The sequence below is a fragment of the Pseudomonas sp. BYT-1 genome (assembly GCF_023611805.1).
Taxonomy (GTDB): Bacteria; Pseudomonadota; Gammaproteobacteria; order Pseudomonadales; family Pseudomonadaceae; genus Aquipseudomonas; species Aquipseudomonas guariconensis.
Window position 1 is genome coordinate 3230205 of the sequence record NZ_CP072559.1, and the last position, 23803, is coordinate 3254007.

Genomic DNA, 23803 nt, shown 5'->3' on the forward strand with positions numbered 1-23803 from the left:
CTCAAAACGATGGGAGAGACAGTGCCGGGCGCGATTTCAACGCCTCGACGATTTCAAGTTCTGCCAGGTCGCCCGCGGACTCGCTCCGGAGCAAATGCTGCAGCCCACGATTGGCAATCACCGCAGACTGGGTTTTCGAGAAGCCTGCCTCACGCAGGAGCAACTCAAATTCGGGCATCGAAGGCAGTCCGCCGTGGGCCAACTTCGACTTGATGGTGTCGGTGCGCGCCTCGTCATTGGCGGGCACGGTGACGATGGAGATCTCGATCAAGTCCAGCTTCGTCAACGTCCGGATTCGCGTCTTCTCGTCGAAGCTCGACTCACGCACGTAGTAGCCGATGGACAAGCCGGTGATGGACCGGGTTTGCATACCTCGGTGGGCAATGCGGGCGTAGGGTGCGTCAGCCAGCCAGAGCTCACCCTCGCCGAACAGACCTCGGTCGTCTTCCTTCAGGCTGTCGATGCTCCAACTGCCAATCGGCTCGCCGGTTCGGTGTTGCCAGAGCACGGGGAAGGTGCGGTTCTTTGCCTTGGCCTCGGCAATCGACTCCAAAAATGCACCTGGTGCGACAACCTCGTTGTAGCTGTCGACCACGCCGAACACCGAGCCGTAGCCAGAAAAAAGGCCGTCGTCACCGACAGCCTTCACGTCATAGTCGAAAGAGCGGTATTTGACCGCTGCTGCTCGGTCCTTGTGGCCCGCCTTTACGCCGGACCCAGACCACCAGCTGGTGGGGGCGGATTTCATTCGGATTTACCTCTTGGCTGGTCGTTGAGCCAGTCGAGCAGCGCCGCCTTGGCCTGATTGGCGCCGCCGGGGTCTTCACCCAGCTTGTCGATCGGCAGCATGTTGGATTGCACAGTGAGCTTCGCGGCGTTCCCGCCCTGCGGAGGCAGGTTTTCTTTGCGGCGGCAGTCGTCCCGCGTGTAGATCCCGTTCTGCGTCATCGAGCTGTAGAAGGCCGCCCGCGCCGCGCTATCCATGCGCAGCAGCCCTTCCGGATTGAACTTCACGTAGAAGCGGCGGCGCTCATCAGGACGCAACAGGCGTCGGTTGGCGCACATCTCGATGCGCTTGATCCAGGGAAGCAGGGTGAACGACAGGAAGCCGATCATCTGCTGCTCCATGCCTGTGCCCCAGCTGGTGGAGTTCTGCGTGTGCCCGACCATCCACGGCGGCACCCGGAACCAGCGGCAAATCTCCTCGACGTTGAACGCCCTGGTCTGCAGCATTTGGGCGTCTTCTGGCGTCATGGAGACCTGCTGGTACTTCATGCCCGCTTCTAGAACCATCGTCTTGCCGTGATTCGTCGCGCCGGAGAACTGCTTGATCATGTCCTCGCGGATGTCCTTGCGCTGTTCCGGCTTGAGGATCTGGTCGGTGGACAGCACGCCGCCCAGCTTCATGCCGTTGGCGAACATCTTGGCCGCCGACTCATCAGCCGCCATGGCCGAGCCCAGCACCTGCCGCCCATAGGCCAGCGGCGACAGGCCGCAAAGCGGGTCAACGCCGAAGGCTCGCACGTGCACCATCTGATCCTCGGTCAGCGTGTGAGGCTTGCCGAAGTTGTCCGTGTAGCGGTACTCGATGGAGCCGTCCGCCAGGCGCCGCGGTGGCGACATGTTCTGTGGCAGCAGAAACTCCAGACTCGTCAGCGTCCGACCGCTCATGTGCGGCTCGCAGAATGAGTTCCCCTGGAGCAACAGGCTCGCCATGACGTTCTCCCAGAACTCGACCGGGGTCTGGTCGGCGTTGGGCTGCTGGCTGATCACGAAGTTGACCGGGTGAGAGGCTGCCACCACCGGAGCGCCGTTCTGGTTCTCGTACAAGGCGATCGGCAGCGTGGCGATGGTCTCGGCGATCAACCTAACGCATGCCCAGACCGTGGAAAGCTGGAGGGCCGTTTGCTGGCTGACCACCTTGCCAGAGGCCGAATCGGTACCGTAGTAGGTGTTCCAGAACGCCGCGTCGCCGAGGCCAATCTTGCGCCCTGCCCATCCCGCCAGACTGGAGGCAAAGCCCGGCTCGGCGGACTTGACCAGCGCCTGGCCAAGAACCTGAGAGAGAGATTTAGCCACCGATCAGCCCCTTGCGAATGAAGCCTGCGGAAGCCAGAAGCGCACCGGCAGCGGCCAACAGCGCGTAACCCAGGCCGGCAAGTACATATACGCCAGCAACGCCCAGCAGCAAGCCGCCGGCGGCAAGCACCAGAAAGATGATCAGGCCAGTTTTCATAGGTTGTCCCGTTAGCCAACCACGATAGGGTTGGCGAAGAAGTTGTCGAAGCCGCCAGAGCCTTCGGCAGCCAGGCGCAGCACCGATCCAACAGCCATGATCAGTGCCACGGCGCCGTCGATCTTGTTGTCTTCACCCTGCTTGATTGGTCGCACCACGTCGTCGTTGCCGGGTAGGTGCTTTCCGATCACATTCCCGATACACCAAGTCATGATCGGATTACCGTCGTGGTGGAAGCGGCCCGCCTCGATGGCTGCCTCCAGCTCCTTCATGCCGTCGGACATGTTGGTGTAGTTCTGGGTGATGGTGATGGGGTTGAAACCCTGGTCGTCTAGGTCATGACTTAGACCAGTGGCGCCGTGCGGGTCGATTGGGCTCTCCCTGATCGGTGCTAACTTGTTGGCTTCCTTGGTGTCCTCGAGGATCTCGCGGTAATCGACCTCGGCGCCGGGCGTTGCGACTAGGTGGCCAGTGTTGACCCAGGCCTGGAAGCGCTCGGACATGCGCTTGTTGTCTACGTCGTTGGCCGTATCATCCGGCACCCAGAACGCAGGTCCGACGCTGTAGTAGTGGATTTTCCCATCGACTTCACGCCAGAACAGTCTGGCCCTAGAGTTCATGTCCAGCTTGCGCGCCAGGTCGAAGCCGGCAACCCATTCTTGGCCCTCGAACTGTTCAAGGGTGAGCGTCTTGTCCTCGCAGGCCTTCCAGCTCTCCATATTGAAGAAGCCGGATTTGGCACTCACCCACAGGTTCAGATGCTTGGTCTTGAACGTGTTGGTAAAACGCGCCGAGCGGATCGCCCTCGCCAGCTGGCTCTCCAGGTACTCCTGAAACACGGACACGCCCATGCAGGGGTTCGCCTTGGCCAGGTTCTTCGGATCAGTCCAGTCATCACCCTCGTCAAGGGTCCAGATGTAGCCGAACAGTTCGTCGTCTGGGACGGTGCCATTGAGCATCTCGACGACCTGGCGCCTCTTGTCGTAACAAGGCCCCTCGATGTTCGCTCCGGCGGTGGTAATGATGAACATCAGCGGCTGGCGGCGTGCGCCCATGCCGGTAAGCATCGTGTCGTACTGCGCCGCGCTGTCGTGCTCATGGTATTCGTCGATGATCGCGCAGGACGGCGAAGCACCATCACCCGGGTTACCAATCAGCGGCTCGAAGCGGCTGCCGTTGGACGGGATGTTCAAGTTCGAGGCGTTGACCTCGATGCCCGCCGCCTCGATCAACATGGGCGAACGGCTGACCATCAGCCTTGCAGGACGGAATACCTCCCATGCCTGCTTCTCGGTGGTCGCACCGGAGTACACCTCGGCGCCAAATTCGTTGTCGGCGGTGAACATGCTGATGCCGACGCCGGCGGCAATCACTGATTTGCCGTTCTTGCGCGGCACTTCCCAGTAGCTTTCGCGGAAACGCCGGTACCCGCCCTTCTTCCGGATCCAGCCGAAAGTGCAGGCCAGGCCGAAGAGCTGCCATGGCTCAAGCGTGATCAACTGCCGCTTGAACGCCCATTCGCCCTTAGTGTGGGGCAGCAGCTGCATCAGGCGCAGCTTCTTCTCGGCCTTGGCCGGGTCGAACTTGTATGGGTAGCTCTTGGAGCGGCTGGCCGCTACGTCGTCAAAGTGCCGCTCGATCGCCTGGTGTATATAGCGGCAGGCCGGGAACTTGCCTTTCAGGACGGACCTTGCCCACGCCATCGCCTTGTCGACGTTGGTGTACTTGGTCCTGGCCATTGGTCACTCGAGCAAGCCTGCGAATGGGTTCGTTGTCTTCTGCTTGTTGCCGCCGATGATGCGCGTGCGGCTCGCGGGATCGAGCCCAAGCATCGAGCCGAAAGTGACCATCTGGCGCATGGCCTCGTTGGCGGCGGTGAGCGCCGGGTTTTTCACCGGCCCGCCTGTGGCTCCCGCGACTACGACGCCATGTTCCCGGACAGAGTCTTGAGCAAGCCGCCAGTTACCGTACGCAGTGCAGAACGCCTCGACATTATGCATATCGGTCAGAGCCAGAACCTTGGCTCGCAGCAATTCCGGCACCAGCATTTCCCAAACCCGAGTGGCGTGTTCGCACAGCCATTCGGGCGGGTCGACATTGGTCACCAGAGCAAAGTCAGGCTCGTCCATGTTGAGCTTGCGCTTGCCGGGATTACCGGCCAGCGCCTTCTGGGCCGTGGGTTTTGGGCGACGGCCGGAGCGCCCGGCAACCCCTGGCATCGGCGCCTCCACTAAACTTTATATTTCGCGGGTGTAAAAAAACGACTGAGGGCGCGGTGTCCGAGCGAAAGGGCCTGAACTTTTGACCCTCCCCCTCCCCGGAAACGATATTTCGTCTCATTTGCGCCGATTTCGATCATTTTTTGATCGTTTTCGACTCCCGCTGCGTCTTCGCCTTGTGGCAGTCGCGGTTGATCGCCCGAAGGTTGTCGTCATCGTCCGTACCGCCGTGGGCCAGGGCCACGATGTGGTCCACCTCATGCGCCTCTCGGATGCGGCCAAGCTGGACACAGTCGTCACACCGACAGAGGTACTGGTCTCGCTTCAGGATTCGTTCACGCTTGCGCCGCCATGGACGACCACCACGGCCTGATCCCTTGCGGGTTGCCCAAGCCTTGGCCTGCTCGGCAGCCAGGTCGGCATGGCCATCGCAGTAGCCATTGGCATTGCGGTGCAGCGATCGGCAGCCCTGTGCCCGACATGGTCGTTGTGGTCTCAGCGGCATGGCGAACCGTCCAGATAGTGCGTGCGAGGAAGTTCGTCAGAGTCGATAGCCGTATCGTCAGCCAACGCCTCGATCAGTGCTAGGTTCTTGGTCGCGATCTGTTCGAGCAGACTGGTCTGCTTCTGCTGCTGGTCCAGGATCTGCTGGAGCAAAGAGATTGCTTGCTCGTTCACGGGCCACCTTCATCCACTTGTTGATCCATTCGCGCCGGGCGGCGCACCCAGTGCAGCTCATCAGCCCTGAGCCTTACGAGACAGGAACAGGTCGGAGTAGCCGCGAAGCTTCTCCACGCCCATGAAGCCGACCATGCCGCCGGCGAATGTGGCCATGCCCTGCGGCAAGCCCATCCATTCGAGCAGCGGCACCAGGGCCAGGGTGATGAGGCCGCACAGCGCGCCCTCCAAGAACATCTGCCGGCGCGTGCCGCCGCCATACACCACCCGGAGGACGGCGATCGCGACTGACAAGCCAGCGGCATACAGCTGAGGCTGATGGGCCAGCACCCAGGTGAGCACAGCGGCCCACAGGCCAGGATCCTTCTCGGGCATGTTTGGCATCTCGATTCCTCCCGTTGCGGGGAGCGGAAATGAAAAAGCCCCGGCATTTGCCAGGGCTCAGAAACGGAAAAGCCCAGCTCAATAGCCGGGCTTTCAAAAAATCAATGGATCAGGTCAGAGATCGTTCCATTTTTCAATGTTGTGTTCCCACCCTTCCCTGTTGTCTTTCTCGTACTCGTCTTCTTCCTCGTCATCATCGTACGGAGACTCATAAAACGGGTCGCCCTGCTCTTCGTCATCGTCTTCTATCGCGAAGTCGCCATCGTACTCGCGCTCAGGCTCGTGCTCGTGCTCGCGCTCGTCATCAATAAAGTCGGTCACTATCCCACCTCAAATTGGCTAACTGGGCGACCGCTATATATAGGGGCGGTGAATCTTAGTCAACAAAAAACCCGACACATTGGCCGGGCTTTTGCGATCACTCCTCAGCACGCGCAGGAATGACAGGATGGGGATAATTTCGCTCAGTCGCTCACTGATGTCAACAGGCAATCATGCAGCCTCTTTCATCAGCAGCCCCTCGGCCTCCAATATCACCCGAACCTCTGCCAGCGCGTCGTCGATCATCCCGTCCAGCTTCTCGTTGATATCCAGCCTCCACCGCCGGCGGGTCGACTCCGGTGTAGCATCGAGATCCCAGGTGTTCATGTCGTAGAAGCTGTCCGGCAGGATGATCAACCCTTCCTCGACCGCTTCGATACGCTTCCTCGCGGCCTGACCAGCAGCGACGGCTGCTTTCACCGCTGCATCCCGCCGCCATGCTGATGCATCCAAGGCGAGATCCACCGAAACAGATTTCGGCGCCTTGCGACGGGCTCCTTTGAGTTTCGGGACCGCCCAGGCAGTCACCGCTTTGTAGATGAACAGTGTCGGTGCAGGGCTCGCGATGAGTGGCCGGATCAGCGTAATCGCCTGAACCTTCTTCGCCTTGTTGGTGCTGTACTTGGCGACCAGTGCATCCCAGTGCCTGCCCTTGAGCATGTGGTGCAGGCGGGCCGACAGCCAGTAATCCACCTGGGTGCGGTCAATGCCGCCCGATCGGCCTCCCAATGAGGCCAAGCAGCCACCTTCCTCCTCTGCCGCCTTGTAGAGTTTCTGCCAGGCCTGCCCTTTCGCGGCGCCTTTCTCCCCAGCCGCCAGAGCGGCCACTACTGCACCCGATACGCTGTTGTAGACCATGTCCTTCCCCCTCAATCGCCCGTGTAGTTGCTGCCACCGGCGCCCAGCCGGTTGCCTTCCTGATACACCACCTCCGGGCCAATCGCCCGTGGCTTTTTCAACTGCTCGATCTGCCGTGTCGCAGCCTGGAGCCTCATGCTGAGCTGGGTCACCAGCTCATCCAGGGCCAAGGCCTCGCCAGTTGCAGCCGCTACCCAGCCCGAGGCGTTGCAGTGGTCGCATGGCAGCTCGTGAAACACACCCTGAGTGACCGCCCTCCCACGGCACAAAGGGCACTTGTCCAGCTCGATCACGGCCTTCTTGAAGGCTGGGCCGTGCTTCTTCATCAGCCGACCACCTTGAAGCCTTGGGCGCGGAACGACTTTTCGGCCACCTCGTGCGGCGCGCATCTTGTCGTCGTTTTTCATTTCGAATCCTCGCCTACGGTTGTTTCCTGAATCCCGGCGCAGGCCGCGTGCTGCGCGGCTTGTGGGTCATTACCAGAATCGGCATTTCTACCCTCCTTCTTCCCATGAATGCGGTCGAAACCCTTGCTGTCGAGAAACGCGTGCCACTGCTCCAGGGCGGCACGCTTGCGCTCCTCGGCGGTGGTCTGGATGTACACCTGCACGTTGTGACCCATGGAGTGGTTGATCAGCAGCTCACCGATCAGGAAGTCGATGCCCTGGTCGGCCCAGCAGCCTCGGGCCAGCTTGCGCAGGTCGTGACTGGTCCACTCACCCTGACCCAGGCGGGTGAACACCTCAGCGGCCTGTTTCTCGCTCATGCAACGCCCGGACTTGCCAGGGAACAGGTAGCGGCCGGTGTAGCCCTGGGCCTGCTGAATCTCCCGGTAGCCGCTCAGCAGCGCGCATACCTGGTCGGTCAGCGGCAGCGAGTGCTCCACCCGGGTCTTTGTGTTCTCGGCGGGCAGGTACCAGCGGCGGGTGGCCAGGCTGATGTGCGGCCACTGGGCCATGCGGGTCTCTCCGACCCGGTTGCCGTGGCACAGCATCAACAGGGCCAACACGGCATCGGCGGGCGCCTGGGTAATGACCTCGGCCAGCTGTGTCAGCAGCTCTTCGATCTGCACGGCGCGCAGGCGGGCGGCTTTGGGCTTGATGCGGGCCTTGGTGAAATCGCTGAAGCGCATCCCGGCCATAGGGTTGGTGGCGATCATGCCCAAGGCGTGGGCCTTCTTGAACGCATCGACCAGCAGGCCAAACACCAGACGCACGTACTCGAGCGACAACTGTTCCTGCAGCGGCCATACCAAGTCGCGGTCCAGCGTGCTGCGGCTCACCTCGGCCAGGGCCAGGCCGCCCAAGCGCGGGATCAAGTGACGCGTAATGGCTGACTTGGCCGTGGCCTTGCGCTTGATCGACAGGCTGCGGTTGCGTTCCAGGCGATCGGCGAACCAGGCAAGCAGCTCGCCCACCTGCTCCCAACCCGACACCGTGGCGACATTGTCGGCGGCCAGGCGCTGGCGGATCTCCGGCAGCGCAGCCAGCACGACCTTGGCGGACTGGTCGGGGTAAGCGCCAATCCGGTGCCAGCGCTTGCGCACCACCAAGTACCAGGTGCCACGCGGACGGGCCTCAGTGAACCGGAAGCGCAAGCCAGGATAACGCGGGTCGCGCAGCAGCACGGCGGACAAGTCGTCGCTCCGGCGGCGCAGCTCGGCATCGGAGAACGCAATGACCGATGTCATGCGGCCACCGTGGCTGGCTGTGCCAGGTAAGCCCGAAGGCACTCCATGGCATCGAAGTGACCACGACATACCACGGCTAGATAGCCCTGGTCGTTCAAGCGACGAATGCATGCCTGCTGGCTGGGCGATACGGCCGCGGGATCGACCGTCGACTTGAACTCGATGTACAGGCCGAAATACCCACCACGGGCCATTGGCAGCACCAGATCGGGGATGCCAGCTTTGACGCCCTGCGCCTTGAGTTTGGCGGCGACCTCCTTCAGTCGGTGGCCGCCGTTTGGTACGTGGTACATCAGCTCGAATACGTCGGGATAACGGAGCTCAATTTCCTTCATCAGCGCGGCCTGTTCAGGTCCTTCGCGGTCCACGCGCTTGGCTGTCGGCTTCTTGGGTTTGTATGCGCGGAGTGCACTCATGCGACCAATACCCCCTCGCTGATCAGGATGGCCTGGGTGCGCATCACGCCCTCGGCGTGGAACTGCCGGGCGGTGTCGCGATCAATGATGCCGCTGCGACCGTCGCACGCGTCGTGGCAAGCGCTGCAGGCCCAGGCGCCTTGCATGTCGTGCGGCTTGATGCCCACGCCACAGGTCCCAGCCATGCGGTAGTGGGCCAGGACGGTGGTTTCGGGATTGCCATTGCACACGCCTGGAATGCGCACCTGGCAGTCGCGGCCACGGGCGGCCTTGGTCAGTTTGGATTGGCGCATGAATCGCCTCCTTGCAGGTCGATGACGGTGAAGGCGCCGGGCCACATCCGGGCGCCGTGCGCCTGGGCCAACGCCTCTTCGCGGTACAGCGCCACGGGCTGCCGGGCGCCATAGGAAATGTCAAGCTGGTCGCTGCGGCAGTAGAGCGCGTAGCGGTACTCGGCGGGATTCGGGGTGAGCAGCGTGCTCATGCCGGCTCCTTCCCGCGATGGGACGACCAGTCAAACGGCAGCACGATGCCGCCACCCTCTCGCAGCCGATCGGCTGAGCGCTCGCCCATCGCCGCAGGCAGTTCCCTAGCGCCGAGGTTGGAGATCACGATGGTCGGCAGCATCTTCTCGTAGCGACCGTTGATGATCGAAAACAGGCGGCTCAGCTCGAAATCACTAGGGGCCTCTTTACTGGCACCGACCTCATCCAGAACGAGCAACGCCGGCTTGATCAGGGCGTCGAGGATGCTGCTCTCGGTTTGCCCAGAGCTGCCGTCGAAGGTGGCTCGAATCGATTGCAGGATGCCACCCAAGGTTCGATAGGCAGCGGCATGCCGAGTGCTAGTCATGACTGCCTGTGCGATCGACACCCCCAGATGGGTCTTACCAGTTCCAGGATTGCCGACCAGGATCAGGCAACGACCAGCGGCGAGGTTCATCTCGAACTCAGCGGCATAGCGTTCGCAGCGCGCTTTGGCTTTGTGCTGCCCTTCGCTGGTGGCCGCGTAAGTAGCAAAGGTCTTATCCTTGAACCGCTTGGGAATGAGAGAGTCCCCGAGCTTGTAAGCCAGATCCAGCCGTTGACGCTTGGCGTCTTCGGCCAGGGCCTTCTCAGCTTGCGCCGCCTTGCAGCCTGGGCATGGCGATCGAAACGTGTGACTAAGCACCTGGTGGGTGGTCGCCTGATAGGGGCCGTGCTCCTCGCACATCGCCATCGAGGTTACTTGCGGGCCCGCCATGCTGGAGAGGTGGACCACTTTTTCAGAACGCATAGGAGCCATCCTCACGGGGAATCAGCCCGTCGTGGTAGTCGCGAGTGTTGAAGCCGTGATGACGGCTGGTGGTTTTGCCCTGGCTGGGCGACTGGGAGGCGAAACGCTTAGTGATCCACTCCACCTCGAAGCCACGCCATCCGCTTTCAACGGCGACCTCCAGGGCCTTGGCAGGCTCTATACCGAAAGCTTTGCACTGCTCGAGCTTGGCATTCAGACCGGACCACACCCTGGCGGTCACAGGGGCCTTGTTCGCCTTGCGGACGGTCAAGTAATCATCGATCAGCGATTCGTCCAGTCCGTGAGGGTTGCTGGCCAGCATGGCCGTCTTCCCGAACGGAGCCTTGCGGTCAGCTTTCGGCCGGGGGGGGCATGTAATCTCTTCCGAAGGAAGAGTTACATTGGGGGAGAGATTCTTAGAATAAAGAAGGGAGTCGGCGGTTTTGGTCTGTTTCGAATCTTCACCGAATCGGATCACTTCGGCCGAGTCGGCTGTTTTGGTCTGTTTCGGCTCAATGACGTAGGCCCAGTCTTTCGGGTCGTTCACGCCGATATCGCCGCGAGCACCTCCCTCGCGGAATAGCACACGTCGACGCAGAAGACTGGAGATCGCCTTCGACACACTGTCAGGGTGAGCGTGGATGGCCTTGGCAATATCGGTGGCAGGAATGCGCTGAGCACCGGCACCGAAGTTGATAGTGGCCTTAGCCACGTACAGCACAATTTTCATCTCCCGCGCCGGGAGATCGATAGCCAGCAGGCCATCCATGAGCTGGTTGTCCATCCGGGTGAACCCCCTGGACTTGTCAATTGGGACTATGTTTGTCATGCTTCAACTCGTTCAAATGCTGTAGAGAAAGCCGCCCTGCCAGGCGGTTTTTTTTCGCCTGCCGTTCCGGTACTGGATGGATCAGCAGGTGTTTTGGTCATCTACTGGCGTATTGCCGGACAGCGGAAAATGTCCTCACGGTCACGCAGCTGCGTCCGCCTTCCCGGCCTTAAGCGCTCCCTTCGTGATTCGCTCAATCTGGTACTGGCGAAGCTCAGGCACATCCGCCCATTGGCGGACCGCCTCGTAGGTCACCCCCAGCGCCTTAGCGAGCGCCGATATCGACCCGAAATGTTTGATTGCCTGGCTTTTGGTCATGGCGACCTCCTTTGCTCGTCTTGATATTCAAGCATGCTTGCATTTGCAAAACAAGCATGCTTGACAAGCAACCTTGTAGATTGCGCACATGAAAACCACAGACCGTATAACCAAGCTCGTCCTGGCCCGCCGTCCCGAACTGGGTGTCCGTAACGTCAAGCGGGACATCGCGAACACGTGTGGTATCAGCTATGAGGCTGTTCGTCAGTGGTTTGCGGGGGATACCGAGAACATCAAAAACGAGAATCTCATAGCCCTTGCGGACGGCTATGACACGACAGTGGATTGGCTACTTGCCGGCAAAGGGGAGCCACCAAGGCGCAAAGATGCGCCCCCGCCCAAGGCGGACGAAAAACACTCGCGATCGGCTGCGGATCTTGTTCAGCAGATGCTTGCCAAGCACGGAAAAAGTCTGACCGAGGAAGCCCGCCAGAAGATCGCAAGCGCAGTCGAGGAGACGGCGGCCGCAGTGTCGATGAGCAACGTTGTGACCGTTGATTTTTCTCGACCAGGGGTGGTCGGCGATGAGGTGTGCATCGCTCGCTACGACCTTCGCGGAGCCATGGGTGGCGGTCAGGTGGCCCCCGACTATCCCGAAATGCTTCAGGACATCCGAGTCAGCCCAAAACACCTGCGCGAACTGGGGGTGGAGTTCACCGAGCATTACCACCTCAAGCTGGTTACCGGCTGGGGTCAGTCGATGGAGCCAACGATCAAGCACCGAGACCCCCTGATCGTCGACGTGAGCATCCGAGAGTTCGTCGGTGACGGGATCTATTTGTTCTCCTGGGGCGACCATCTGTACATCAAGCGGCTCCAGATCGCGGATGAAGACCACTTCGAGATGATTTCGGACAACCCGAAGCACAAGGACCGGATGATCCGGCGGGAAGAGACCTACATACAGGCCCGCGTGCTGCTGGTCTGGAACGCGCATCTTGTGTAGTTAAAGAATTATGGAGAATCGCGCAGGCGGCGCTGTTTGCACGCGACAACAGAGCGTTTCATACCCTAGGTCTGCTGCTGGTTAGTTTCGCCAGGTCTGAGGTGCTTTTTGCCCGCATGGGCGTTTTGGGGAGGTAAAGGAATGACTCAGCTAGAGCTTATCCCGCGGCAGGTGGAGGGCGCTCTAATTCACCAGCGTGCGTCTGACGGTTACGTCAACGCTACGTCAATGTGTAACGCATCCGGCAAAGCGTTCGCTGATTATGCAAGGCTTCGCACAACACAAGATTTCATGACCGAGCTTTCGAGGTCCATGGGAATTCCCATGGACCTACTCGTGTACACGGTGAAAAACGGTACAAACGAGAATCGTGGCACGTGGGTACACCCAGATGTTGCAATCAACTTGGGGCAGTGGTGCTCGCCAAGATTTGCAGTCGCGGTGTCTCAGTGGGTGCGCGAATGGCTGGGTAACAGGCAGGCAGCGGATAACCTACTTCCGTATCACTTGCGGCGTTACCTGGCAAATCGAGAGCAGGTGCCCTATACACATTTTTCGATGCTAAATGAGATGGCCTTAGTGCTAATCGCACCAATGGAAGACTCTGGATACACCCTTCCCGATCGCATGCTTCCAGACATTTCTGAAGGGCGCATGTTCTGCAAATGGCTTCGCGACGAAAAAGGTATCGATACTGATGCGCTGCCGACATATAGGCACGTCTTCGAGGACGGTCGCATAGTGTATCCAAAGCTTTATCCTAATGAGGTTCTGGCGGATTTTAGAAGCCACTTTCACACCGTCTGGCTACCTCAAAAAGCGGTAACCTATTTCAAAGACAAAGATCCTGCCGCTCTTCCTCATTTGGAAAGGCTATTGGCTCTTCCCGCACCTCGTTGATCAAGGCCCGCCATGAGCGGGCTTTTTTGTATCCCTCAGAAAGGCGGATCCCCGTCGCTAACCTTAGCTTCCTCACCACCCTCCTCCCTCTCAATCACCTGGTCGCCATCTTCCGGCTTCTCCCATTGCAGGATCACCGATCCGTCATCACAGAAGGTCATGTCCAGGCCGTCCGTTTCGGATAGCAGTTCCATGATCGCATCCCAATCCTGATCGCTGTCCGTGTCGAGACGGTGAATCAATACCTTCCTTCCCAGCTGCGCGAGCGGGGAATTGATCATTGCCGAAACCCTCAGGCCCAGTCGCTCAAGGCTCGTCAATTCCGCGACCCGAACTGCTCTTTCCTGCGCCGACATCCGCAATCTCCTACTTACTGGATATCCATACAGTACGAAAAATTAACACAAGCGTGCTTGCATTTAAAAAACAAGCATGCTTTTATTATTGCAAGTTCGCTTGCATATGCATCGAGCCAGGCAGCCCAGGCAGCCGCCGCTCTTTACACAACTCGACACCCGTCACCCTCAGCGGCACATGAGGGCAGCAACTGCCTCATGCAGTGAGCTGGGTTCAGGTAACCAAGTGGCGCGCATGCCAATGCGGGGAAGCGCGTAGCCCAGAGAGCGATGGGCGCCTGGATCACTTCGATTTCACTAGCTGGCCTTGGCGACAGGGCCAGACGGGAAATCAACCCGAGGGCATCACCGTGAACAAAGAAGAAATCTACGACGAGCAAATCAGCCCGCTGATGCAGAAAATCATCGGCGTTTGCCGTGAGCACGGCATTGCAATGATCGCCAGCTTCAACATCGCCCACGACGGCGAAGGCCCGAACGGTGAAGACTGCTCCCGCCTGACCTGCACCTCTCATCTGCCTGATGGTGAAGGCGCTTTCGATGAGCGCTTCAGCAAGGCCGCCGTAGCGATTCAGCGAAGCGCGCCGCATCGCATCAGCATGAACATCACCACACAACGTGCCGATGGCACCCGCTCGCTGACTGCAGTCATTTGATTCCCTGACAGCCGGAAAGACGGCCCGATCTACCTGGTTCCCCATCACCAGGCTGCATCGGTCGTGGCGTTCGTCCTCCCCTGGTCCGGGAGGTAGCGGCAGCGAGTGTCACGACCAATGCAGCCCACCGAGGACTCTTCATGGAAACGATCACTTGCGGCTCATGGATTGGCCAGCTCGGCAAGGCGCTGGCTCCCCGCGAGCTCGAAGCACTGTTGTGGGTGGCCCAAGGCCTCACCACCAAAGAAATCGCACGCCAGATGGCGGTAAGCCCGGGCACCGTGGCAAACCGCATCGAGAACGCACTTTTCAAGCTGGAAGCCGGCCGCCGCATCGAGGCAGTCACCAAGGCCATGCGGCAGCAGATCATCAGCCCACTCTGCATCGCCCTCGCCGGCCTCATCGCCATGCATGCGGTCATCGATGACGCTGACCCGATGCGACGTGATCGCCGGGCGCCCGAACGGCGCACCGCCCAAGTTCGAATCGTTCGCAAGGCCGAGGCCTTCGAGCTCCACGCCTGACCCTACCGAGGATCACAACATGCAAGCAGCCATCAAAGACAGCCAGGGCCAGCTCGACGTCCTGCGCCAAGAGGTCATCACCGCAACCGAGGCCTTCCGCAGCAAGTCGCGCTTCTTCGTCACCCAAAGCGGCAACGGCTGGGCCGTGGTCTCGGCGAGCGACAGCCGCGTGTACGGCCGCAACGTCAGCTACCCGCAGGCAGTGCGTTACGCGCAGAGCCTGGAGCGGGCGATCGACGCCAAGGTTATGCCTGTCGCGGCAGTCATGCAGGCCAGGCAAATCGGTGAGCGCGCAACCCGCTGGATCAGCCTGTTTGCCCTGCTGCTGGTTGTGCTGGCCGGAGCGGCGTCAGCATGAGCCGGGGTGTCAACAAGGTCATCCTGCTTGGAGCGATCGGCCAGGACCCGGAGGTGCGCTATCTGCCCAACGGCAATGCCGTGACCAACATCAGCTTGGCCACCAGCGAGCAGTGGACCGACAAGCAGTCCGGGCAGAAAGTAGAGCGCACTGAGTGGCATCGCGTCGTGCTGTTCGGCAAGGTCGCCGAGATCGCCGGGGAATATGCCCGCAAGGGCTCGCAGATCTACATCGAGGGCAAGCTGCAGACCCGCGAGTGGGAGAAAGACGGCATCAAGCGCTACACCACGGAGGTGCATGTCGATATCCGCGGAACCTTCCAGCTGCTGGGCGGCCGGCCACAAAGCCAGGACGGAGGTCAGCAGCAACCGCGGCAGCAGCGACCCGCTCCGCAGCCGAGCCAGCAAGGCGTACCACCTGACGACGACATCCCCTTCGCACCGCTGCCTCACCTCGCCGGGGCGTAGCCATGAAGCACCAGCATGCCCCTCACCCTGCGGCCTACTACCTGGGCCGCGCCTGCCGCGACAACGGACAGTCGAAGCACTCCCAGCCCTATGGCTGGATGACCGTCGACTGCGGCTGGTGGCTGGCAGGCTGGAACGATCGAGACATGGAGCTCATCGCTTGAAACGCATCACCGCCCGCGTCCGGCACGGCCGGCGCCAGCAACACATCAATCTGCCGCCCAGCGGCTTGGGAGGTATCGGCAATGGCCGAACAGAAGACGGGAGCCGCCAAGCACTCAGCGGACTACCGCGAGCGCGAGAAGAAGAAGGCCGAGAAGCTCGGCATCGAGGACATCACCATCAAGATGCCGGCTGGCATCAAGAAAGCCTTGTCGGCGGAGCTCAAGCGACTTGGATTCAAGCAGGTGCAGGAGTTGTGGCAGGACATGGCTCTGTCATGGATAGCCCAGGATCCAGAGGAGCGAGCGCGCCGGCTTGAACGACCTGACGCGCCAGCTTTTTACATCTCGCCGAAACTAGCGCGCCAGTTCGAAGCGGCCAGCATGGCTGAACTGAAGCGTGATCCTGGTGATGAGCAGGTTCCCCCAGATCAAATCGCGTGATGGCTCAGAAAGATACCGCCATCAATGGGCGGCTTAAGTAGTCCTTGTCGCAACCAGCCCGCGTGCCGCTGATTGCTAGTTAGCCGGCATGTCAAATAATCTAAACTCAAAACCATCAGGCGGATCGTAGGCAACAAAAACACCAGCGCAATCCTTAACGAATTCCAGCCTCGTATTAGCAAGCTCAAGCTGACAACTTTGATCCCAGTACAGAAAGGCTGAAGACTCGAATTCGTATGGTTGAGTCACCGAGTTTGCTACCCAGTCAACTTTTGTACCAGAATGAAGGAGCCACCACTGAATAGCTGTTGCAGATGTTTCAAGGAAATCAAGCGACCCATATGTCACGTGCTCAATAACGATCCTATTGCGGATAAACCTGAACTGCGTTCCATCATCCGAAACTTCGAACTGAGCCATTACAACTAGCTCGTTTCTGCGTCTTTTGTCTCTAAGTCTTTTGTGCTTCCATGCATCCGCCACATCGCGAATCACCTTGCATTCAAGCTTATCGAACATAACGGACCGATCTGGCTTACCGTAGTTCTCTGGCAAGTGGTTGATCTCAATAGCCAGGGATCCGGCTTTGTAAATTGGGCCGCCCATATCAGACTGAAATGCACAATTGCGAGACAGCATCAGACTCAGCTCGTCCCACGGATGCAAAACAGTGGTTTTTAGCCTAAGCAATCTGAGCCTCCAAAATAATACAGAACGACTCGTGCGGGCCGCTGCAGCAATGAAATGTTGGCTAGGTCGACGCCTGCCCATCTTTTATGCGAAAGCATCATATATACCCAATCTGACTTAGTAAGAAATCTATCTACTTTCTTCTAATTACGCCACCCCGGCGAGGGCGGCGCCTGCCTGGAGATCACCATGAGCACATTCGCAGTGTTCGGCATGACCGCCGATGTAGCGCTGGCCGAGGCCAGGAAGATCACGCCGACGAAGAAGCCCCCCCCAGAAACCTGGCTCGATGCCTGAGGAGATGAGCCTGGACGAATGGAACATGGCTGTAGAGAAGGCGGCTACCAAGATCATGCGCGGTACCAAGGTTCGCCAGCTCAGCCCTGTTTTCGATGCACCACAGTACGCCGAGCAGTTCGCTGCCCTGGCTCGCAAGACAGGCCACTGCCGCGACCTTCGTGTCCGCGCAAAATGCGCCCTTACCGACGCGGAAGGCAACCCGATCATCAACAAAAAGACGAAGGCACCACGCATCGGCTGGGTCGACTATCAGCCCGAGATGACGCCGAAAGTCGCATAGCCCGGGAGCGCCCATGCCCATCACCTACGGAAGCGTCTGCAGCGGCATTGAAGCTGCGACCGTGGCCTGGCACCCGCTGGGCTGGCGTGCCGCGTGGTACGCCGAGATCGAGCCATTCCCGTGCGCGGTGCTGGCTCACCACTACCCTACTACGCCGAATCACGGCGACATGACCCGCCTGGCAGCCATGGTGCTGTCCGGCAAGATCCGGGCGCCCGATGTCCTGGTCGGCGGCACTCCATGCCAGGCATTCAGCGTGGCCGGCATGCGGGAAGGCCTGGCCGATCCCCGCGGCGCCCTCACCATCAAATACGTGGAGCTGTTCGATGCAATTGACCATGTTCGAACCATGCGCGGTCAGCCCGAGGCCGTCTGCCTCTGGGAAAACGTCCCCGGCGTCCTCTCCGACAAAGGCAACGCGTTTGGCTGCTTCCTCGGCGCCCTGGTGGGCGAATCCGAAGAACTCCAGCCGCCAGGGGGCAAATGGAAGGACGCTGGTTGTGTGTATGGACCCACGCGAACAGCCGCATGGCGGGTTCTGGATGCCCAATATTTCGGCCTGGCCCAACGACGCCGCCGTGTGTTCGTTGTCGCAAGTGCTCGAGCAGGGTTCGATCCCCTCGAAGTACTTTTTGAGCGGGAAGGCGTGCGCCGGGATACTGCGCCGCGCCGAGGCGAGGGGCAAGACCTTGCCGGACGAGCTCCATTCGGCCCTGCGCTCCAGTGCGGGTGCGGATACGTCTTCGGTTTAGATCTTGGTCAGTACGGCTGCCCGAGCTGCGAAGGCGACCAAGGGCCAGCGGTTGAGGTGCTGGCCGGCGTTCCTGCCTACGGTGGCCATAGCCTGCAGGGCGATGTCAGCCAGGCCGCCACGCTGACTGCAAAAGACACTCGCCTCGACATCGAAAGCGAGACCTACTGTATAGCCCCATCGCTCCGGGCGCAGCCAAACGCCAGCCACCGCCTCGACTCCGACGCATACGTGACCGGCACCCTACAGGCAAACGGCAAGGCAGCAGGCAGCGCCACCCAGCAGGACGCCGAGAGCGGCATGCTGGTGGTGCACGGGACGCAGGATCCATGTGTCCTACAAGGCATGGCTCATACGCTGGGTAGAAATAGCGGACAAGAAAACGCTGTTCTGGCATTTGCCGAGAACAGCAGAGCAGAAGTGAGGCTTGAAGGCGGCGACGGCCAGGTAGTGGGAGCTCTATCTGCCGGCGGCGGCAAGCCTGGTCAAGGTCAACCCTGCATCGCCTTCAGCTGCAAGGACCACGGCGCCGACGTCGGCGACATCGCGCCTACGCTCCGGGCAATGGGCCACGGTGCCAGCCACCCCAACGCCGGCGTACAGGTCGCAGTGTGCATCACTGGCGAGATCACCCACACGCTGAAGGCCGAAGGATTCGACGCCAGCGAGGACGGAACCGGCCGTGGCCAGCCCATCGTGAGCTGCAGGGAAGTTGCACAAACGCTGACCAGTAGCTACGGGAAGCAGGTTGACAGTACAGACTCGGCAAAAGGGCCGAACGTGGTGAGCCAGCCAGGCAGTGTCCGACGCCTCACCCCGCGTGAATGCGAATGGCTCCAGGGCTTTCCCGGCGACCACACCCGCATCCCCTATCGCGGCAAACCCGCAGACGAATGCCCGGACGGTCCGCGCTACAAAGCGATAGGCAACAGCAAGGCCGTGTTCGTCGTCCGCTGGATCGGCCGGCGCATCCAACAACAACTTGAACGTCTCGATTGAGGTATCCCCATGCCCACAGAAAACCGATCCAGCAACACCGAGAGGGTCAGCGTGCCTCGCGAGCACGAACTGAAAATCCGACAGACCCCGCTGGCTGACCTGCTCAGCGGCCTCAAGACCGGCGAGATCCGGGATTGCTCAGATCGTGAGTTCGCCGTCGGCGACACGGTTCTGCTCCGCGAGATCGACGATGCCCGCGACTACACCGGCACGGTTCTACGCCGGACTATCACCCATGTGCAAAAGAACTACGGGCTGCCAGATCACTTGTGTGTGCTGAGCTATGGCCAGCCAGCCGAGCAGCCCCAGGGAGAGCCGGTAGGCACGCTCCTGATCGACGAGTACTTCGATGGGCGCGAGGTTGGCGACGTGGACGTGCAGCTCGACACGAAGGCGTGCGAACAGCTTGCCGAGAAGTATCCCGGCCAGTCGCTTCCGCTCTACATCTGCCCAGCGCCAACCGACCCTGGCGAGGTTGATCAGCTTTCGCAGGTCATTCGCGATCTCAACGATGAGCGTGACGAGATAGGCGCAGAGGTTGGGAGACTGCGCGCACAGCTGGCCGAGCGGGATGCGCTGCTGGCTGAGATCGCGAAGCGGCATTGGTCCGGCGTTGATTTCGATCTACCCGCAAATCTTGCTGCCAGGATCAAAGCCCTATCCGCCAGCGCAGCGCCGAGCGCGCCGGTTGAGCGTGATGAGCGGGCGACGACGAAGGCATTCCACGACTGGGCGTTCTACAAGAAGGGCGAAGCGATAGGCCGCATGGATGGCCAGCAAGCCGCACTTGAAGGATTCATTGCCGGAGCAGACTGGCAAGCCCTCGCCGACTCGGAGCGCAGGCCATGAGCTTTGAACAGTGGTGGGCCGAACTCGTAGCTTTGGCCGCAAAGCACGGCCACACGCCCGGCATGCCCGAGCTGTGGAAGAAAGACAACTGGGCGCGCGGACAGACCCCGCAAGAAGCCTACTTGGCTGAATACTCTCTCGATTTCTAACCCCTCTCCCCTCTATTCACTGCCGCGATATGGCGGCCAAGGAATCCCCGTGTCCGAAAAAATTGAGTTGGACCTCGACGCGATCGAGGCGGCGGCCAAGGCTGCTACCCCACAGGACTTCGTTAACGCCCAGGTAGCAAGCAGTGAAGACGGCTGGATTGAATGCCCGAACTGCGGCGGAGAAGGCTCCGTCGAGCTGACGGCCGACTACCTGAACTACGACGGAGTGGCCTTGGGCGTGCAGTTCTACGGGATCGGTGAGCCGCACGTCCACGCCGAGGCGCATTACCGTGCCGCCCGGCCGGCAGTGGTGACGGCGATGGTCGAAGAGATCCGCAACTTGCGCAGGATGTGCGATCAGTTGCAGGCCGATCTGACGGAGCGGGATGAGCGGATCGACCAGCTGCGCAGCGGGTATGTATTCGAGACTGGTCCGTACGAAGTAGAGCTCAGCGATGCACAGTGGTCTGCTGCGCTGGGCGTCTTCGATAACTACAACATGGGCGACGACAGACACTTCGTCTTCCTGGAAGAGCAAGGGCGAGGGGTGATCAGCGAAATACTGATCGAGATCGGTGTCGCCCGGGCACCAGATGCTGATGAGGTGAGCGAATGACCCGCCTCGCCCTCTGCCTCCTGCTGCTGGCCACCGGCGCCAGCGCAACCGAGAACGTCATCGACGTGCAGCACGACAGCCAGCGCGGCGTCACCTGCTACCTGCTCAATGGGGTCGGCATCAGCTGCATCCCCGACAGCCAGCTGCAGGCCGGCAACCAGCGCCAGCTCTCCCCGCACGAAACCCAACCCGAACCTACACCCGCTATGGCGCCTGGGCGCTGGATCGACGAGAGGTATCAGCTGTGACAGAAGCCAAAAAGATGCGCCAGCACCTGCTGGTCGAAGAAAGCGAACTGCTCGACCTCGCAAGTAGAGCGTACCAGGAAGCTTTGGCGTTCGGCGTAAACGAACATGCATTTGAGCGCCTGGCCAGGTCCGTGGAGTACAAGTGCCAGGACGGCACGACCGTTGCGGGGCTTGCTGTCTTGGCTGAGCGCAAGCGCCAGGTCGAAGCGGAGGGCTGGACGGCGGAGCATGACGACCAGTGTGGCAGCCTTGAGCTGGTCGATGCCGCCACCTGCTACGCGCTCGCGCCCCCATGGCTGGATATCTGGGACGACGAAAAGCAGGCCATGAAAAAGTGGCAGCCAACTTGCCCGCCGGCCTGGCCGTGGGCGCTCAGCTGGTGGAAGCCTCGCAGCCGACGAGAAAACCTTGTTCGCGCCGGCGCCCTGATCCTCGCTGAAATCGAGCGCATTGACCGCTCAATGGCAACGCGGGAGGCGCCATGACCGACCTGATCGAAGTGAAGACGGCAGACCTCACCGGCCACGCGCTCGACTGGGCCGTTGCCCAGGCTGAAGGGCTTGAGGTCTTCCTGGTAGGACCTCAGTACAACGTGCCGTGGCGTGTTTTCTGGAAGAAGCGCGGCCAGGCACTGCAGTGGGATGTTCTCTACAACCCGCACGAAGACTGGGCGCTGGGAGGGCTGCTGATCGAGAAAAACATGGTCAGCCTCCATTGCCCGCAGAGCACCGACGATGTTTGGGCAGCTTGGGTAATCACTGACAAAGGCGAGTTTTGCCAGCCGGGTGACACCGCCCTGGTCGCCGCCTGCCGCGCCATCGTTTCCGCAAAGCTCGGCGATACCGTCCAGGTGCCGAAGGAGCTGATGCCATGATCCCGCATACGGGCTGGCTACGGCGTCAGTTGGAATCGGCGCTGATCCTACTGGCTGCCTGGATTCTGGGAGGCCGCAACGTCACCAGGTCCGGGGTCGTCTCGCGCCGGGACAACAACGAGATGTTCGAGATGGACGGCGAACTGCGAGCCGTCGCCCGTCGTATCCGCAACCAGTACAGCAAATAACCCCTCCCCCAACTACTCAAGCCCGCCGACATGCGCGGGCATGGAGAGACTCATGCTCAATTTCTTGGCCCGCCTGTTCAAGCGCAAGAAGAAGCCGGCACAACGCGCCGCGCTCGGCCCAACCGGGTATGCCCGAGGCCACAGCCCAGCATCCGGTCGGCAGGATCCGCTGCTCGACCCGCTCAATCCCATGAGCCCGGTCAGCCCTATGCACCCAATAAACATGACGGATAACTACGAGCAGACCCGCTCGAGCAGTTCCTGCGCCAGCCGTGACTACAGCAGCTACGACAGCGGCAGCAGCTACTCATCGAGCGACAGCAGCAGCTCCAGCGACAGCGGCTCCAGCTCGAGCAGCTGCGACTGACCACCAACCTGCCGCCACCGGCGGCGTGGAGACCATCATGCAAGACGAAGAGCGCCAGCCGGTGGCCTATGTATCTGACAAGGTGCCGGAGGAGAAAATGGCCGAGCTGGTCGGGACGACCAAGCGGGCCTTGGAAGGCAAGCGAAGCCGCGGAGTGATCCCCGAGGGGGTCTGGAAGAAGATCGACGGCCGGATTTTTTACAGCATCAGGAGATACGAAGCGTGGCTGGAAGGAAGCTGGGGCTACCCACTGGAGTCGAACTCATCGGCAAATCAATCCGGATCCGTTTTACTTGGAACGGTGAGCGTCGGTCCGAAACTCTCTCGTATCCCCAAACCGCCAAGGGGATCAAAGCGGCAGCCGATCTACGCGCTCAAGTAGTCAGCCTGGCCAAGCACGGCGTACTGGACGAAAAACGGTACGCCGAGCTGTTCCCATCCTCCAGCTACACGGCGCCGGCCAACGAGCTGATGTTTGGCGAGTACGCGCAGAGCTGGCTGAACAGCCTGGAAGTAGTGCACGACACTCGGGTCAACTACAAAGGATTGATGAACAACTACTGGATGCCACACTTAGCGACGATGCCGATCAAGGCCGTAACGCCGATGGTACTGAGAGAGGTGGTCGCGAAGACCGAGTGGAAAAGCTCGACGGTCAAACGCGCCGCAATCGCCAGGGTCAAAGCGATGTTCCGCGCGGCGGTGTTTGACGAGGTGGTGGACAGGAACCCAGCGGCATCAATCCAGCTGCCGCAGAAAGCCAAAAAGCAGGTTGACCCCTTCACGGTTGATGAGGCCGAAGGGTTGATCGCATGGATGTATGCAAACTTCTCCCGCTGCAACCAAGTGTTCGCTGCGTTCTATGAGTTTGCCTTCTACACCGGCATGCGCACAGGTGAGATCATGGCGCTGCGCTGGGACGAGATCGACTTCGAGAAGAAGACAGCCCACGTTTGCCGGATCGTGGTCGAAAAGACGGTGGTCGAGCGGACCAAAACCAAATACACCCGCACCGTGATGTTGAACAGTCGGGCTCTCGGCGCACTGGCCAAAGCCAGGGAAATCGCTGATTCCCGGTCGAAGCAGAAACGCCGTGTGTCGACTGAGTCGCCTTTCATCTTCCAGCCGTCGGGACCTTCACCTCACATCACCGTGCCGGAAACTGCGGGCAAACACTTCAACAAGGCTGTCGAGGCAAAGGGCCTCAGGCACCGTCCCCAGTACAACTGCCGGCACACTTATGCAACGATGTGCCTCATGTCAGGGATGAACCCGGCTTTCATCGCCGGACAGCTGGGCCACTCCGTGCAGGTGCTGCTTTCCACCTATGCCAAGTGGCTGAACTCGGCCAACGATTGGGCTGAGCTGGAGAAACTTGAAACGAAGGTAATTGGTACAGAATTGGTACAGGATTAAATTTCGTTCACCTTGCGCCCTTTGGATATAAGGCATTCGA

General features: G+C 60.5%; 40 protein-coding genes. 20 read left to right on the top strand and 20 right to left on the bottom strand.

What is annotated here, in order from left to right; genetic code table 11:
- Nucleotide 1 precedes the first annotated feature (1 nt).
- From J5X93_RS15080 to J5X93_RS15165, 18 genes are all read right to left on the bottom strand, one after another.
- Nucleotides 2–748, bottom strand: coding sequence for an HK97 family phage prohead protease (locus J5X93_RS15080; RefSeq protein WP_250342642.1), 747 nt, complete (start codon nt 746–748; stop codon nt 2–4).
- On the bottom strand, nt 745–2079 hold the full coding sequence (locus tag J5X93_RS15085) for a phage portal protein (RefSeq protein WP_250033663.1): 1335 nt from the start codon (nt 2077–2079) through the stop codon (nt 745–747). Before J5X93_RS15085 ends, J5X93_RS15080 begins: the two co-directional genes overlap by 4 nt.
- Entirely contained in the window at nt 2072–2236 is a 165-nt protein-coding gene (locus J5X93_RS15090; protein ID WP_178113773.1) for a hypothetical protein, read from the bottom strand. Before J5X93_RS15090 ends, J5X93_RS15085 begins: the two co-directional genes overlap by 8 nt.
- A gap of 11 nt (nt 2237–2247) precedes the next feature.
- Entirely contained in the window at nt 2248–3975 is a 1728-nt protein-coding gene (locus J5X93_RS15095) for a terminase large subunit (protein WP_250342643.1), read from the bottom strand.
- Nucleotides 3976–3978: 3 nt separating this feature from the next.
- Nucleotides 3979–4455, bottom strand: a complete 477-nt coding sequence (locus J5X93_RS15100; protein WP_043206542.1) for a phage terminase small subunit P27 family — start codon at nt 4453–4455, stop codon at nt 3979–3981.
- A 136-nt stretch (nt 4456–4591) separates the two neighbouring features.
- On the bottom strand, nt 4592–4960 hold the full coding sequence (locus tag J5X93_RS15105; RefSeq protein ID WP_250033667.1) for an HNH endonuclease: 369 nt from the start codon (nt 4958–4960) through the stop codon (nt 4592–4594).
- A complete protein-coding gene (locus tag J5X93_RS15110; RefSeq protein ID WP_250033669.1) occupies nt 4951–5133 on the bottom strand; it encodes a hypothetical protein in 183 nt (60 codons plus the stop codon). Before J5X93_RS15110 ends, J5X93_RS15105 begins: the two co-directional genes overlap by 10 nt.
- Nucleotides 5134–5193: 60 nt before the next feature.
- Nucleotides 5194–5517: a phage holin, lambda family gene (locus J5X93_RS15115; protein ID WP_010952643.1), complete on the bottom strand. Its 324-nt coding sequence runs from the start codon at nt 5515–5517 to the stop codon at nt 5194–5196.
- Between the two features lie 114 nt (nt 5518–5631).
- A complete protein-coding gene (locus tag J5X93_RS15120; RefSeq protein WP_250033670.1) occupies nt 5632–5838 on the bottom strand; it encodes a hypothetical protein in 207 nt (68 codons plus the stop codon).
- 171 nt (nt 5839–6009) lie between these two features.
- Nucleotides 6010–6696 carry a hypothetical protein gene (locus tag J5X93_RS15125; protein WP_250033671.1) on the bottom strand — a complete coding sequence of 229 codons (687 nt, stop codon included), beginning with the start codon at nt 6694–6696 and terminating at the stop codon, nt 6010–6012.
- A gap of 11 nt (nt 6697–6707) precedes the next feature.
- The gene (locus tag J5X93_RS15130) at nt 6708–7025 is read right to left on the bottom strand and encodes a hypothetical protein (protein ID WP_250034897.1); all 318 of its coding nucleotides are present in this window, start codon (nt 7023–7025) and stop codon (nt 6708–6710) included.
- A 74-nt stretch (nt 7026–7099) separates the two neighbouring features.
- A complete protein-coding gene (locus J5X93_RS15135) occupies nt 7100–8386 on the bottom strand; it encodes a tyrosine-type recombinase/integrase (protein ID WP_250033672.1) in 1287 nt (428 codons plus the stop codon).
- On the bottom strand, nt 8383–8802 hold the full coding sequence (locus J5X93_RS15140; RefSeq protein ID WP_250033673.1) for a VRR-NUC domain-containing protein: 420 nt from the start codon (nt 8800–8802) through the stop codon (nt 8383–8385). The genes J5X93_RS15135 and J5X93_RS15140 overlap by 4 nt, the downstream gene beginning before the upstream one ends.
- Nucleotides 8799–9095 (bottom strand): DUF1364 domain-containing protein, encoded by a 297-nt coding sequence (locus tag J5X93_RS15145; RefSeq protein WP_182816098.1) that lies wholly within the window; start codon nt 9093–9095, stop codon nt 8799–8801. The genes J5X93_RS15140 and J5X93_RS15145 overlap by 4 nt, the downstream gene beginning before the upstream one ends.
- Nucleotides 9077–9286, bottom strand: coding sequence for a hypothetical protein (locus tag J5X93_RS15150; RefSeq protein ID WP_250033675.1), 210 nt, complete (start codon nt 9284–9286; stop codon nt 9077–9079). The genes J5X93_RS15145 and J5X93_RS15150 overlap by 19 nt, the downstream gene beginning before the upstream one ends.
- Complete coding sequence (locus tag J5X93_RS15155; RefSeq protein WP_250033677.1) at nt 9283–10077, bottom strand: ATP-binding protein; 795 nt, start codon at nt 10075–10077, stop codon at nt 9283–9285. Before J5X93_RS15155 ends, J5X93_RS15150 begins: the two co-directional genes overlap by 4 nt.
- Entirely contained in the window at nt 10067–10906 is an 840-nt protein-coding gene (locus J5X93_RS15160; protein WP_284454593.1) for a phage replication initiator YdaU family protein, read from the bottom strand. Before J5X93_RS15160 ends, J5X93_RS15155 begins: the two co-directional genes overlap by 11 nt.
- A 141-nt stretch (nt 10907–11047) precedes the next feature.
- Entirely contained in the window at nt 11048–11224 is a 177-nt protein-coding gene (locus J5X93_RS15165) for a Cro/CI family transcriptional regulator (RefSeq protein ID WP_186618272.1), read from the bottom strand.
- 88 nt (nt 11225–11312) lie between these two features.
- Here J5X93_RS15165 and J5X93_RS15170 point away from each other — a divergent pair, with 88 nt between their 5' ends.
- Both J5X93_RS15170 and J5X93_RS15175 read left to right on the top strand, forming a co-directional pair.
- The gene (locus J5X93_RS15170) at nt 11313–12170 is read left to right on the top strand and encodes a S24 family peptidase (protein ID WP_250033681.1); all 858 of its coding nucleotides are present in this window, start codon (nt 11313–11315) and stop codon (nt 12168–12170) included.
- A 141-nt stretch (nt 12171–12311) separates the two neighbouring features.
- Nucleotides 12312–13070, top strand: a complete 759-nt coding sequence (locus tag J5X93_RS15175) for a KilA-N domain-containing protein (RefSeq protein WP_250033683.1) — start codon at nt 12312–12314, stop codon at nt 13068–13070.
- Nucleotides 13071–13105: 35 nt separating this feature from the next.
- Here the strand turns inward: J5X93_RS15175 and J5X93_RS15180 are convergent, their stop codons facing one another.
- A complete protein-coding gene (locus tag J5X93_RS15180; protein WP_250033685.1) occupies nt 13106–13426 on the bottom strand; it encodes a DUF1654 domain-containing protein in 321 nt (106 codons plus the stop codon).
- A gap of 350 nt (nt 13427–13776) precedes the next feature.
- Between J5X93_RS15180 and J5X93_RS15185 the strand changes: the two genes are divergently transcribed.
- The 6 genes from J5X93_RS15185 to J5X93_RS15210 all read left to right on the top strand — a co-directional run bounded on the left by J5X93_RS15185 (nt 13777) and on the right by J5X93_RS15210 (nt 16036).
- The gene (locus J5X93_RS15185; protein WP_250033687.1) at nt 13777–14082 is read left to right on the top strand and encodes a hypothetical protein; all 306 of its coding nucleotides are present in this window, start codon (nt 13777–13779) and stop codon (nt 14080–14082) included.
- A gap of 140 nt (nt 14083–14222) precedes the next feature.
- Nucleotides 14223–14606, top strand: a complete 384-nt coding sequence (locus tag J5X93_RS15190; RefSeq protein WP_250033691.1) for a response regulator transcription factor — start codon at nt 14223–14225, stop codon at nt 14604–14606.
- A 19-nt stretch (nt 14607–14625) separates the two neighbouring features.
- Nucleotides 14626–14964, top strand: a complete 339-nt coding sequence (locus J5X93_RS15195) for a hypothetical protein (protein ID WP_250033694.1) — start codon at nt 14626–14628, stop codon at nt 14962–14964.
- Complete coding sequence (ssb, locus tag J5X93_RS15200) at nt 14961–15431, top strand: single-stranded DNA-binding protein (protein ID WP_250033695.1); 471 nt, start codon at nt 14961–14963, stop codon at nt 15429–15431. Before J5X93_RS15195 ends, ssb begins: the two co-directional genes overlap by 4 nt.
- Before the next feature lie 2 nt (nt 15432–15433).
- On the top strand, nt 15434–15595 hold the full coding sequence (locus tag J5X93_RS15205) for a hypothetical protein (protein ID WP_168166373.1): 162 nt from the start codon (nt 15434–15436) through the stop codon (nt 15593–15595).
- Nucleotides 15596–15676: 81 nt separating this feature from the next.
- Nucleotides 15677–16036, top strand: coding sequence for a hypothetical protein (locus J5X93_RS15210; protein WP_250033698.1), 360 nt, complete (start codon nt 15677–15679; stop codon nt 16034–16036).
- 75 nt (nt 16037–16111) lie between these two features.
- Here J5X93_RS15210 and J5X93_RS15215 read toward each other — a convergent pair whose 3' ends face one another.
- Nucleotides 16112–16675, bottom strand: a complete 564-nt coding sequence (locus J5X93_RS15215) for a hypothetical protein (protein ID WP_250033699.1) — start codon at nt 16673–16675, stop codon at nt 16112–16114.
- Nucleotides 16676–17027: 352 nt separating this feature from the next.
- On the opposite strand from J5X93_RS15215, the gene J5X93_RS15220 reads away from it, so the two are divergent.
- From J5X93_RS15220 to J5X93_RS15275, 12 genes are read left to right on the top strand one after another with little or no spacing between them, the layout of a single operon-like run.
- Nucleotides 17028–17306 carry a hypothetical protein gene (locus J5X93_RS15220; protein WP_250033701.1) on the top strand — a complete coding sequence of 93 codons (279 nt, stop codon included), beginning with the start codon at nt 17028–17030 and terminating at the stop codon, nt 17304–17306.
- Nucleotides 17307–17319: 13 nt separating this feature from the next.
- Nucleotides 17320–19056, top strand: a complete 1737-nt coding sequence (locus J5X93_RS15225) for a DNA cytosine methyltransferase (RefSeq protein ID WP_250033703.1) — start codon at nt 17320–17322, stop codon at nt 19054–19056.
- A 9-nt stretch (nt 19057–19065) separates the two neighbouring features.
- Complete coding sequence (locus J5X93_RS15230) at nt 19066–19905, top strand: DUF3850 domain-containing protein (protein WP_250033705.1); 840 nt, start codon at nt 19066–19068, stop codon at nt 19903–19905.
- Entirely contained in the window at nt 19902–20054 is a 153-nt protein-coding gene (locus tag J5X93_RS15235) for a hypothetical protein (protein WP_250033708.1), read from the top strand. Before J5X93_RS15230 ends, J5X93_RS15235 begins: the two co-directional genes overlap by 4 nt.
- Nucleotides 20055–20103: 49 nt before the next feature.
- Nucleotides 20104–20670: a hypothetical protein gene (locus J5X93_RS15240; RefSeq protein WP_250033712.1), complete on the top strand. Its 567-nt coding sequence runs from the start codon at nt 20104–20106 to the stop codon at nt 20668–20670.
- Nucleotides 20667–20918, top strand: coding sequence for a hypothetical protein (locus tag J5X93_RS15245; protein WP_250033714.1), 252 nt, complete (start codon nt 20667–20669; stop codon nt 20916–20918). The genes J5X93_RS15240 and J5X93_RS15245 overlap by 4 nt, the downstream gene beginning before the upstream one ends.
- Nucleotides 20919–20932: 14 nt before the next feature.
- Nucleotides 20933–21403, top strand: coding sequence for a hypothetical protein (locus J5X93_RS15250; RefSeq protein WP_250033715.1), 471 nt, complete (start codon nt 20933–20935; stop codon nt 21401–21403).
- The gene (locus tag J5X93_RS15255; protein WP_250033718.1) at nt 21400–21792 is read left to right on the top strand and encodes a DUF2591 domain-containing protein; all 393 of its coding nucleotides are present in this window, start codon (nt 21400–21402) and stop codon (nt 21790–21792) included. Before J5X93_RS15250 ends, J5X93_RS15255 begins: the two co-directional genes overlap by 4 nt.
- A complete protein-coding gene (locus J5X93_RS15260; protein ID WP_070572525.1) occupies nt 21789–21980 on the top strand; it encodes a hypothetical protein in 192 nt (63 codons plus the stop codon). Before J5X93_RS15255 ends, J5X93_RS15260 begins: the two co-directional genes overlap by 4 nt.
- A 52-nt stretch (nt 21981–22032) precedes the next feature.
- Nucleotides 22033–22347 carry a hypothetical protein gene (locus tag J5X93_RS15265; protein ID WP_250033721.1) on the top strand — a complete coding sequence of 105 codons (315 nt, stop codon included), beginning with the start codon at nt 22033–22035 and terminating at the stop codon, nt 22345–22347.
- A 37-nt stretch (nt 22348–22384) separates the two neighbouring features.
- Complete coding sequence (locus J5X93_RS15270) at nt 22385–22729, top strand: hypothetical protein (protein WP_250033724.1); 345 nt, start codon at nt 22385–22387, stop codon at nt 22727–22729.
- Nucleotides 22630–23763: a tyrosine-type recombinase/integrase gene (locus tag J5X93_RS15275; RefSeq protein WP_349666377.1), complete on the top strand. Its 1134-nt coding sequence runs from the start codon at nt 22630–22632 to the stop codon at nt 23761–23763. The genes J5X93_RS15270 and J5X93_RS15275 overlap by 100 nt, the downstream gene beginning before the upstream one ends.
- The last annotated feature ends 40 nt before the right edge of the window (nt 23764–23803 follow it).

Coding starts and splice junctions, on each gene's coding strand:
- J5X93_RS15250 (WP_250033715.1), top strand. CDS start 20,933: ATGCGCCAGCACCTGCTGGTCGAAGAAAGCGAACTGCTCGACCTCGCA.
- J5X93_RS15190 (WP_250033691.1), top strand. CDS start 14,223: ATGGAAACGATCACTTGCGGCTCATGGATTGGCCAGCTCGGCAAGGCG.
- J5X93_RS15195 (WP_250033694.1), top strand. CDS start 14,626: ATGCAAGCAGCCATCAAAGACAGCCAGGGCCAGCTCGACGTCCTGCGC.
- J5X93_RS15155 (WP_250033677.1), bottom strand. CDS start 10,077: ATGCGTTCTGAAAAAGTGGTCCACCTCTCCAGCATGGCGGGCCCGCAA.
- J5X93_RS15100 (WP_043206542.1), bottom strand. CDS start 4,455: ATGCCAGGGGTTGCCGGGCGCTCCGGCCGTCGCCCAAAACCCACGGCC.
- J5X93_RS15255 (WP_250033718.1), top strand. CDS start 21,400: ATGACCGACCTGATCGAAGTGAAGACGGCAGACCTCACCGGCCACGCG.
- J5X93_RS15180 (WP_250033685.1), bottom strand. CDS start 13,426: ATGTCGGCGCAGGAAAGAGCAGTTCGGGTCGCGGAATTGACGAGCCTT.
- J5X93_RS15135 (WP_250033672.1), bottom strand. CDS start 8,386: ATGACATCGGTCATTGCGTTCTCCGATGCCGAGCTGCGCCGCCGGAGC.
- J5X93_RS15205 (WP_168166373.1), top strand. CDS start 15,434: ATGAAGCACCAGCATGCCCCTCACCCTGCGGCCTACTACCTGGGCCGC.
- J5X93_RS15225 (WP_250033703.1), top strand. CDS start 17,320: ATGCCCATCACCTACGGAAGCGTCTGCAGCGGCATTGAAGCTGCGACC.
- J5X93_RS15115 (WP_010952643.1), bottom strand. CDS start 5,517: ATGCCAAACATGCCCGAGAAGGATCCTGGCCTGTGGGCCGCTGTGCTC.
- J5X93_RS15160 (WP_284454593.1), bottom strand. CDS start 10,906: ATGACAAACATAGTCCCAATTGACAAGTCCAGGGGGTTCACCCGGATG.
- J5X93_RS15245 (WP_250033714.1), top strand. CDS start 20,667: ATGACCCGCCTCGCCCTCTGCCTCCTGCTGCTGGCCACCGGCGCCAGC.
- J5X93_RS15235 (WP_250033708.1), top strand. CDS start 19,902: ATGAGCTTTGAACAGTGGTGGGCCGAACTCGTAGCTTTGGCCGCAAAG.
- J5X93_RS15265 (WP_250033721.1), top strand. CDS start 22,033: ATGCTCAATTTCTTGGCCCGCCTGTTCAAGCGCAAGAAGAAGCCGGCA.
- J5X93_RS15090 (WP_178113773.1), bottom strand. CDS start 2,236: ATGAAAACTGGCCTGATCATCTTTCTGGTGCTTGCCGCCGGCGGCTTG.
- J5X93_RS15215 (WP_250033699.1), bottom strand. CDS start 16,675: ATGCTGTCTCGCAATTGTGCATTTCAGTCTGATATGGGCGGCCCAATT.
- J5X93_RS15260 (WP_070572525.1), top strand. CDS start 21,789: ATGATCCCGCATACGGGCTGGCTACGGCGTCAGTTGGAATCGGCGCTG.
- J5X93_RS15105 (WP_250033667.1), bottom strand. CDS start 4,960: ATGCCGCTGAGACCACAACGACCATGTCGGGCACAGGGCTGCCGATCG.
- J5X93_RS15125 (WP_250033671.1), bottom strand. CDS start 6,696: ATGGTCTACAACAGCGTATCGGGTGCAGTAGTGGCCGCTCTGGCGGCT.
- J5X93_RS15150 (WP_250033675.1), bottom strand. CDS start 9,286: ATGAGCACGCTGCTCACCCCGAATCCCGCCGAGTACCGCTACGCGCTC.
- J5X93_RS15165 (WP_186618272.1), bottom strand. CDS start 11,224: ATGACCAAAAGCCAGGCAATCAAACATTTCGGGTCGATATCGGCGCTC.
- J5X93_RS15270 (WP_250033724.1), top strand. CDS start 22,385: ATGCAAGACGAAGAGCGCCAGCCGGTGGCCTATGTATCTGACAAGGTG.
- J5X93_RS15080 (WP_250342642.1), bottom strand. CDS start 748: ATGAAATCCGCCCCCACCAGCTGGTGGTCTGGGTCCGGCGTAAAGGCG.
- J5X93_RS15145 (WP_182816098.1), bottom strand. CDS start 9,095: ATGCGCCAATCCAAACTGACCAAGGCCGCCCGTGGCCGCGACTGCCAG.
- J5X93_RS15170 (WP_250033681.1), top strand. CDS start 11,313: ATGAAAACCACAGACCGTATAACCAAGCTCGTCCTGGCCCGCCGTCCC.
- J5X93_RS15230 (WP_250033705.1), top strand. CDS start 19,066: ATGCCCACAGAAAACCGATCCAGCAACACCGAGAGGGTCAGCGTGCCT.
- J5X93_RS15140 (WP_250033673.1), bottom strand. CDS start 8,802: ATGAGTGCACTCCGCGCATACAAACCCAAGAAGCCGACAGCCAAGCGC.
- J5X93_RS15210 (WP_250033698.1), top strand. CDS start 15,677: ATGGCCGAACAGAAGACGGGAGCCGCCAAGCACTCAGCGGACTACCGC.
- J5X93_RS15220 (WP_250033701.1), top strand. CDS start 17,028: ATGAGCCTGGACGAATGGAACATGGCTGTAGAGAAGGCGGCTACCAAG.
- ssb (WP_250033695.1), top strand. CDS start 14,961: ATGAGCCGGGGTGTCAACAAGGTCATCCTGCTTGGAGCGATCGGCCAG.
- J5X93_RS15175 (WP_250033683.1), top strand. CDS start 12,312: ATGACTCAGCTAGAGCTTATCCCGCGGCAGGTGGAGGGCGCTCTAATT.
- J5X93_RS15095 (WP_250342643.1), bottom strand. CDS start 3,975: ATGGCCAGGACCAAGTACACCAACGTCGACAAGGCGATGGCGTGGGCA.